Below are 7,208 nucleotides of genomic sequence, written 5' to 3' on the forward strand. Positions count from 1 at the left end.
TTCTCCTGGCAGCCCCCACCGTCCATCCGCGCGGGAGCGCGCGGGTCCAGGAGTTCCCATGAAACTGCCGTACCACACCCTTTCCCTCGCCCTGGCGCTCGCGCTGCCGGGCGTCGCCGCCGCCGAACAGGCGCCCACCGAACTGGACGACGTGATCGTCACCGCCACCCGCACGCCGGTGTCCATCGCCGACAGCGTGGTGCCGGTGCAGGTGATCGACCGCGACCAGATCGACCGCAGCCAGGCCGGCTCGGTGCTGGACCTGCTGCGCGGCCGCGCCGGCCTGGATTTCGCCAACCAGGGCGGCACCGGCAAGCTCACCTCGCTGTTCATGCGCGGCACCGCTTCCAACCAGGTGCTGGTGCTGGTCGACGGCGTGCGCATCGGCGCGGCCACCAGCGGCATGCCGGCGCTGCAGGACCTGCCCATCGACCAGATCGAACGCGTGGAGATCGTGCGCGGGCCGCGTTCGAGCCTGTACGGCTCCGAGGCGATCGGCGGCGTGATCCAGATCTTCACCCGCAATGCCGGCCAGGGCCTGCAGCACAACCTGGCGCTGACCGCCGGCAGCAACAACCTGCGCCAGGCCAGCGCCGGTTTCAGCAACCGCGGCGAACGCGGCTGGGTATCGGCGCAGGGCGCCTGGCAGAAGACCGACGGCATCAATGCCTGCAACGGTTCGGCCACGCTGTTCCAGGGCTGCTATGTCGACGAGCCCGACCGCGACGGCTACCGCAACACCTCGCTCAACGTGCGCGGCGGCTATGCGCTGGCCGAAACCCTGAGCGTGGAAGGCCACGTGCTCGATGCCGGCAGCCGCAACGAATACGACGGCAGCATCTACAGCGGCAACGAGGCCGACAACCACCAGCAGGTGTACGGCGGCAAGCTGCTGTGGACGCCTGGCGAGGCGTTCCGCCTGTCCGCGCAGGTCGGCCGCAACAACGACCAGGCCGACAGCTACTTCGTCCAGGGCGGCAAGCGCACGTTCGTTTCCACCTTCGACACGCGCCGCGATACCGCCAGCGTGCAGGGCGATTTCCTGTTCGCCGAGGGCCAGCAGCTCACCGCCGGCGCCGACTGGCAGAAGGACGAGGTCACCAGCACCACGGACTACGCGATCGACAGCCGCGACAACACCGGCGTGTTCGTCGAATACCAGGGCCAGTTCGGCGCGCACGCGCTGCAGGCCAGCGTGCGCAACGACGACAACGAGCAGTTCGGCAACCACACCACCGGCAGCCTCGGCTACGGCTTCGCCTTCGGCAACGGCCTGCGCCTGACCGCCAGCGCCGGCACCGGTTTCAAGGCACCGACCTTCAACGACCTGTACTTCCCGTGGTCGAGCAACCCCGACCTCAAGCCGGAAGAGTCCAGGAGCGTCAACGTCGGCATCGCGCAGTACGCCGACGGCTGGAACTGGACCTTCAACGCCTACGAGACCCGCATCGACCAGCTGATCGCGCTGGACAGCACCTACACGCCGTACAACATCGCCGAAGCGCGCATCCGCGGCGCGGAACTGACCGGCTTCGTATCGCTGGCCGGTTTCGACATCAACGCGCAGGCCAGCTTCACCGATCCGCGCGACCGCACCAGCGGCGCGACCAGCTACGACAACTGGCTGCCGCGCCGCGCCCGCACCAGCGGCCGGCTCGACGTGGACCGCGGCTTCGGCCCGCTGCGCGTGGGCGTGACCGCCACTGGCACCGGCCACCGCTTCGACAACGCCGCCAACAGCCTGCGCCTGGCCGGCTACGGCACCGTGGACCTGCGCGTGGAGTACGCCATCAACGAGGCATGGAGCCTGCAGGCCAAGGCGGCCAATGTGTTCGACCGCGAGTACGAAACCGTGGCCTGGTACAACCAGCCCGGCCGCGAGTACCAGCTGACGCTGCGCTACCGCTCGCGCTGAAGCGGACGCGCTGGACCCGCAACGCCCCGGCTCCCGGCCGGGGCGTCTTCATGTGACGGCAGGGACGGCCTGCCGCATGCCATCCGGCGCTACGGGGAAACGTCTGCGCTCGCCGCGAGCGATCGCAGCGCCGGTGCGATGGCGGCGCCCAATGTCTGCCCATGGCTCAGGCCCGGCAGCGGCATGCGCCGCACTTCCACGCCGGGCAGCTCGGCGAACACCGCTTCCAGCCGCTGGCCGGCTTCGGCATTGCCCGCACCGCGGCCACCCGGACCGGCCTTGCCATCGCGATCGGACGCCAACGGCACGCCCTGCATCAATGACAGCCGTGCCGGCGCGGCAGGATGCCGCCGCGCGGCCTGCTCCAGTTCGCCGACGATGAAGCCTTCGCCCCACCACAGCGATGGATCGACCGCGACATAGTCGGTGAAGGCGTCCGGGCGTGTGGCGAGCGCATGTAGCGCGAACAGCCCACCGTAGGAGTGACCCCACAGCATCCGCCTGTCCTCGTCGATGGCGATACGCTGCCGCACCGCCGGCATGATCCGTTCGACGATCAGCGCAAGGAATGCGTCCGCGCCGCCGCTGCGGCGGCCGTTGCCGCTCGCGTCGAACTCCTCGCCCCCGCCTTCCCCGCGCCGTGGCGTGTAGTCCAGCGTGCGGGCCGGACCATCGATGCGCAGATCGTTGTCGTGGGCGACAAGGACAAGCACCGGCGGGCGGGCGCTGGCAGCCAGTTGCTCCAATAGCGGCGCCTCCAGCGCCATCAGCACCGCATTGCCATCGAGCATGCAGGCCACCGGGAAACCGCGCGCCGGTGCGGTCCCCGTCGGCACCGCCAGGTGCACGCGGTAGTGGCGCTGCCCGTCGGGCGAGGCGATGGACAACCGCTCGAAGCGGTATCCATGCAGCCGCGCATCGGCCACGGTCAGGCCGACACGGGCGTTCGGATCGGGCTGCGCCCAGGCCGGCAGGGCCATCAGCGCCATCGCGAGAAGCAGCAGGGACAGTGCCACGGCGGCAGGCGGACGGCGACTGAGCCGCCGCATTCGGGAATCACAGGACATATCGAGCCTTTACGACAGGGGGAAGACCTCTGGCGGCGGCTCGAGGTGTGGCGTTCGCGACGGTGACACGCTGGAGCATGCGCCATCGCCGCTGGCATCGCACCTTACCTCAAACGGGAATCGCCCTCATCCGGCGAAGGAGGCGATTTGCCGCAGGTCGTCGATCGCCGCCAGCGCGCCGGCCGACTCCAGGTCGAGGCCGCGCGGATAGCCGTAACGCACCAGCACGATGGGCATGCCGGCTGCGTTCGCCGCCTCCAGGTCGGTGGCCGAATCGCCGACCATCAGGCAATGCGCCGGGACCTGCCCCAGCAGCCGCGCCGCATGCAGCAGCGGCTCGGGCGCCGGCTTGCGCTGTGGCAGCGTATCGCCGCCGACGATGTGCGCGAAGTATCCGGCGATGCCCAGGTGATCGAGCAGCGGCGGTACCAGCGCCGACGGCTTGTTGGTGCAGATCGCCATGGGCAGCCCGCGTGTGCGCAGCAGCTGCAGCGCTTCGGCCACGCCGTCATACAGGCGCGGGCTGCGCAGCAGGCAGTCGCGGTAATGGCGCATGAAAGTCGGCATCACCTCCTCCAGCGTACGTTCGCTGCCGGCATGCGCCAGCGCCGTGGCCACCAGCCGGCGCACGCCCTCGCCGATCCAGCTGCGCACCGTCGCATCGGACACGCGCGGCAGCGACAGCTCGTCCAGCGTGCGGTTGACCGCCTCGGCGATGTCGTCGGCGCTGTCCACCAGCGTGCCGTCCAGGTCGAATACCAGCGCTGCGATACCCACGCACCCACTCCATGCTCGAAAGCGGTTGATTGTAGCGGCGCGGGAAAACGCGTCAGCCACCGGACGCATCGCGGAACAGGTCGCCCTGCACCGTCGAATCCTCCCGGTCGCGGAACCCGGACAGGCCCACGCCTACCAGCCGGTAGCGCGTTTCCGGCGGCAGCTGCACGCGCTGGCACAGGGCCAGCGCGATGTCGCGCAACTCCTCCACCGAGGCTGGCGGCGCATCGGGCGTGAAACTGCGGGTAAGAATGCGGAACTGCGCGGTCTTCAGCTTGAGCACCACGGTGTGGCCGACGCGCTCGGTGCGCCCGCTCGCGCGCCAGGTCTTTTCCGCCAGCTGCGCGATCATCTCGTCGAACTCGCCCAGCCGCAGGTCCTCGCTGAAGGTGTCCTCGGAAGAGACCGACTGCACCGGCTGGTCCGGCTCCACCGGGCGTTCGTCGATGCCGCGTGCGCGCCGGTAGAGACGCTGCCCGAACGTCCCGAACAAGGCTTCCAGCTGCTCCAGCGGCAGTGCGCGCAGGTCGCCGACCGTGGCGATGCCCAGCGCCGCCAGGCGGCCCTCCATCACCTTGCCCACGCCCGGCACGCGGCTCACCGGCAGCGGCGTCAGGAAACGCTCCACGTGCGCGGGTGTCACCACGAACTGGCCGTCGGGCTTGCGCCAGTCCGAGGCGATCTTGGCCAGGAACTTGTTCGGCGCGATCCCGGCCGAGGCGGTGAGCGATGTCGCCTCGCGGATCTGCGCGCGGATCGTGCGCGCGATCTCGGTGGCGATGCCGTCGCAGGTCGGCGAATCGGTCACGTCCAGATAGGCTTCGTCCAGCGACAGCGGCTCCACCAGCAGCGTGTGCTGCAGGAAGATCTCGCGGATCTGCCGCGACACCGCCTTGTAGCGGGCGAAATCCGGCGGCACGAACACCGCGTCGGGGCACAGCCGCTCGGCGCGCACCGCCGGCATCGCCGAGCGCACGCCGAAGGTACGTGCCTCGTAGGACGCCGCGCATACCACCGAGCGGGCCCCCCGCCACGCCACCACCACCGGTTTGCCGCGCAACGCCGGATCGTCCCGCTGTTCGACCGACGCGTAGAACGCGTCCATGTCGATGTGGATGATCTTGCGCATTGACGGAAGAACACAGCCGCGGAACGGGAGGAGCGCCATGATAGCCCGGCACTCCATACGCACCGGTACGATCTACCGCGAACATGCCGGCTTTTCCCGGAAACACTACGGATGCGTACGGTTAAAACTGTTGATTGAACGCATGCGCTTCATGCATGCTCGGCCGTTAACCACGTTTTTCGCCCTCCGGATTACCGCTTCGATGAACCGTCTCAATGCGTTCTCGCGCGAACAGTTGCTGGCCAGTGCCCATGGCGAACTGTTCGGGCCCAACAAGGGCCGCCTCCCCAACGACCCGATGCTGATGTTCGACCGCATCACCGACATCCGCGACGAAGGTGGTCCGCATGGCAAGGGCCTGGTGCGGGCTGAGCTCGATATCCGTCCGGACCTGTGGTTCTTCGGCTGCCATTTCATCGGCGACCCGGTGATGCCCGGCTGCCTGGGCCTGGACGCGATGTGGCAGCTCACCGGCTTCTTCCTGACCTGGCTGGGCGCCGAAGGCCGGGGCCGCGCGCTGGGCTGCGGCGAGGTCAAGTTCACCGGCCAGGTGCTGCCCAACGCCAAGCTGGTCCAGTACGAGATCGATATCTCGCGCGTGATCAACCGCAAGCTGGTGATGGCTCAGGCCGATGCCCGCATGCTGGTCGACGGCCGCGAGATCTACACCGCCAAGGACCTGCGCGTGGGCCTGTTCACTTCCACCGAGAGCTTCTGATGCGTCGCGTCGTCATTACCGGCATGGGGATCAACTCCTGCCTCGGCAACGACCTGGACACCGTCTCCAGTGCCCTGCGCGATGGCCGTTCCGGCATCGTCGCCCTGCCCGACCACGCCGAAGCCGGCCTGCGCAGCCAGGTTGGCGGGCGCGTCGACATCGACCTGGACGCGCAGATCGACCGCAAGCTCAAGCGCTTCATGAGCGATGCGGCGGCCTACAGCTACATCGCCCTGCGCGACACCATCGCCGACGCCGGCCTGGACGATGCGCTGGTCAGCAATGTGCGCACCGGCCTGATCGCCGGCTCCGGCGGTGGCTCCAGCCAGTGGCAGGTGGAAGCGGCCGATCTGCTGCGCAACCGCGGCGTGCGCAAGGTCGGCCCGTACATGGTGCCGCGTACGATGTGCTCGACGGTCTCAGCCAACCTGGCCACGGCCTTCAGTATCAAGGGCGTGAGCTACTCGCTGTCCGCGGCGTGCGCCACCTCGGCGCACTGCATCGGCGCGGCGGCGGACCTGATCGGCCACGGCGCGCAGGACATCGTGTTTGCCGGCGGCGGCGAGGACCTGCACTGGTCGATGAGCGTGATGTTCGACGCCATGGGCGCGCTGTCCACCGGCTTCAACGACACACCGGCCTGCGCGTCGCGTCCCTACGACGCCAACCGCGATGGTTTCGTCATCGCCGGCGGTGCGGGCATGCTGGTGCTGGAAGAGTATGAGCATGCGGTCGCGCGCGGCGCGCACATCCACGCCGAGCTGATCGGCTACGGGGTGACGTCCGACGGCGCCGACATGGTCGCTCCGTCCGGGGAAGGCGCGGTGCGCTGCATGAAGATGGCGCTGGCCGGTATCGATCGCCCGATCGACTACCTCAACACCCACGGCACCTCGACGCCGCTGGGGGACATCACCGAGCTGGGGGCGGTACGCGAGGTCTTCGGGGACAAGGTGCCGCCGATCTCCTCGACCAAGGCGCTGTCGGGCCATTCGCTGGGCGCGGCGAGCGTGCACGAGGCGATCTTCTGCCTGCTGATGCTGCGCGACGGCTTCATGGCCGGCTCGGCCAACATCGAGACGCTGGACGCGCGCGCGGAGGGCTTTCCGATCCTGCGGCAGACGCGCGAGGCGCAGCTGTCCACGGTGATGTCCAACAGCTTCGGCTTTGGCGGTACGAACGCCACCCTGGTATTCGGCCGGGTGTGATCTTCGCGTTCGAGTGGTGTTGATTGAAGCAACGGCGCCAATTGGCGCCGTTGTCGTATGCGCGGCCGGCGTGGATCCACCGCCAGGGCTGCATCTGCCCAGCCTTGGCTTGCGAGGATCCGATTCCGGCCGGCGTCCAAGCCCTGCAGGTGGCTATAGGCCCGGCCATTCTGTCTACAGGGCGGCTGCATGCACCGGCGCAACGCTCCCTGGCCATGCGTTAGGCGTGGTCGGCGCAGCTTGGCTTGGAGCGGCGCTGAGTGCAGGACACCAAGAATCCATTTCCATTCCGCCCAAAAGCAAACCCCCGCTGCATGAGCAGCGGGGGTTTGGGGATAAAAACCCTGGCGATGACCTACTCTCGCATGGCTTGAGCCACACTACCATCGGCGCA

General features: G+C 68.6%; 6 protein-coding genes. 3 read left to right on the forward strand and 3 right to left on the reverse strand.

Going from position 1 to position 7,208, the window contains the following annotated elements; genetic code table 11:
• The first annotated feature begins 58 nt into the window (after positions 1 to 58).
• Positions 59 to 1,915, forward strand: coding sequence for a TonB-dependent vitamin B12 receptor (btuB, locus tag CQ393_RS17145; protein ID WP_153193399.1), 1,857 nt, complete (start codon positions 59 to 61; stop codon positions 1,913 to 1,915).
• Between the two features lie 89 nt (positions 1,916 to 2,004).
• On the opposite strand, the gene CQ393_RS17150 is transcribed toward btuB, so the two are convergent.
• The 3 genes from CQ393_RS17150 to dinB all read right to left on the reverse strand — a co-directional run bounded on the left by CQ393_RS17150 (position 2,005) and on the right by dinB (position 4,888).
• Complete coding sequence (locus CQ393_RS17150; protein ID WP_343200025.1) at positions 2,005 to 2,931, reverse strand: alpha/beta hydrolase-fold protein; 927 nt, start codon at positions 2,929 to 2,931, stop codon at positions 2,005 to 2,007.
• Positions 2,932 to 3,108: 177 nt separating this feature from the next.
• The gene (gph, locus tag CQ393_RS17155) at positions 3,109 to 3,759 is read right to left on the reverse strand and encodes a phosphoglycolate phosphatase (protein WP_343200026.1); all 651 of its coding nucleotides are present in this window, start codon (positions 3,757 to 3,759) and stop codon (positions 3,109 to 3,111) included.
• 52 nt (positions 3,760 to 3,811) lie between these two features.
• Complete coding sequence (gene dinB / locus CQ393_RS17160) at positions 3,812 to 4,888, reverse strand: DNA polymerase IV (protein ID WP_153193403.1); 1,077 nt, start codon at positions 4,886 to 4,888, stop codon at positions 3,812 to 3,814.
• A 202-nt stretch (positions 4,889 to 5,090) separates the two neighbouring features.
• On the opposite strand from dinB, the gene fabA reads away from it, so the two are divergent.
• Together fabA and fabB are read left to right on the forward strand one after the other, a co-directional pair.
• Positions 5,091 to 5,606 (forward strand): 3-hydroxyacyl-[acyl-carrier-protein] dehydratase FabA, encoded by a 516-nt coding sequence (fabA, locus tag CQ393_RS17165; protein ID WP_153193405.1) that lies wholly within the window; start codon positions 5,091 to 5,093, stop codon positions 5,604 to 5,606.
• A complete protein-coding gene (gene fabB / locus CQ393_RS17170) occupies positions 5,606 to 6,814 on the forward strand; it encodes a beta-ketoacyl-ACP synthase I (RefSeq protein WP_153193407.1) in 1,209 nt (402 codons plus the stop codon). The genes fabA and fabB overlap by 1 nt, the downstream gene beginning before the upstream one ends.
• Positions 6,815 to 7,208: the final 394 nt, after the last annotated feature.

The sequence above is a fragment of the Stenotrophomonas sp. MYb238 genome, assembly GCF_009496535.1.
GTDB lineage: Bacteria > Pseudomonadota > Gammaproteobacteria > Xanthomonadales > Xanthomonadaceae > Stenotrophomonas.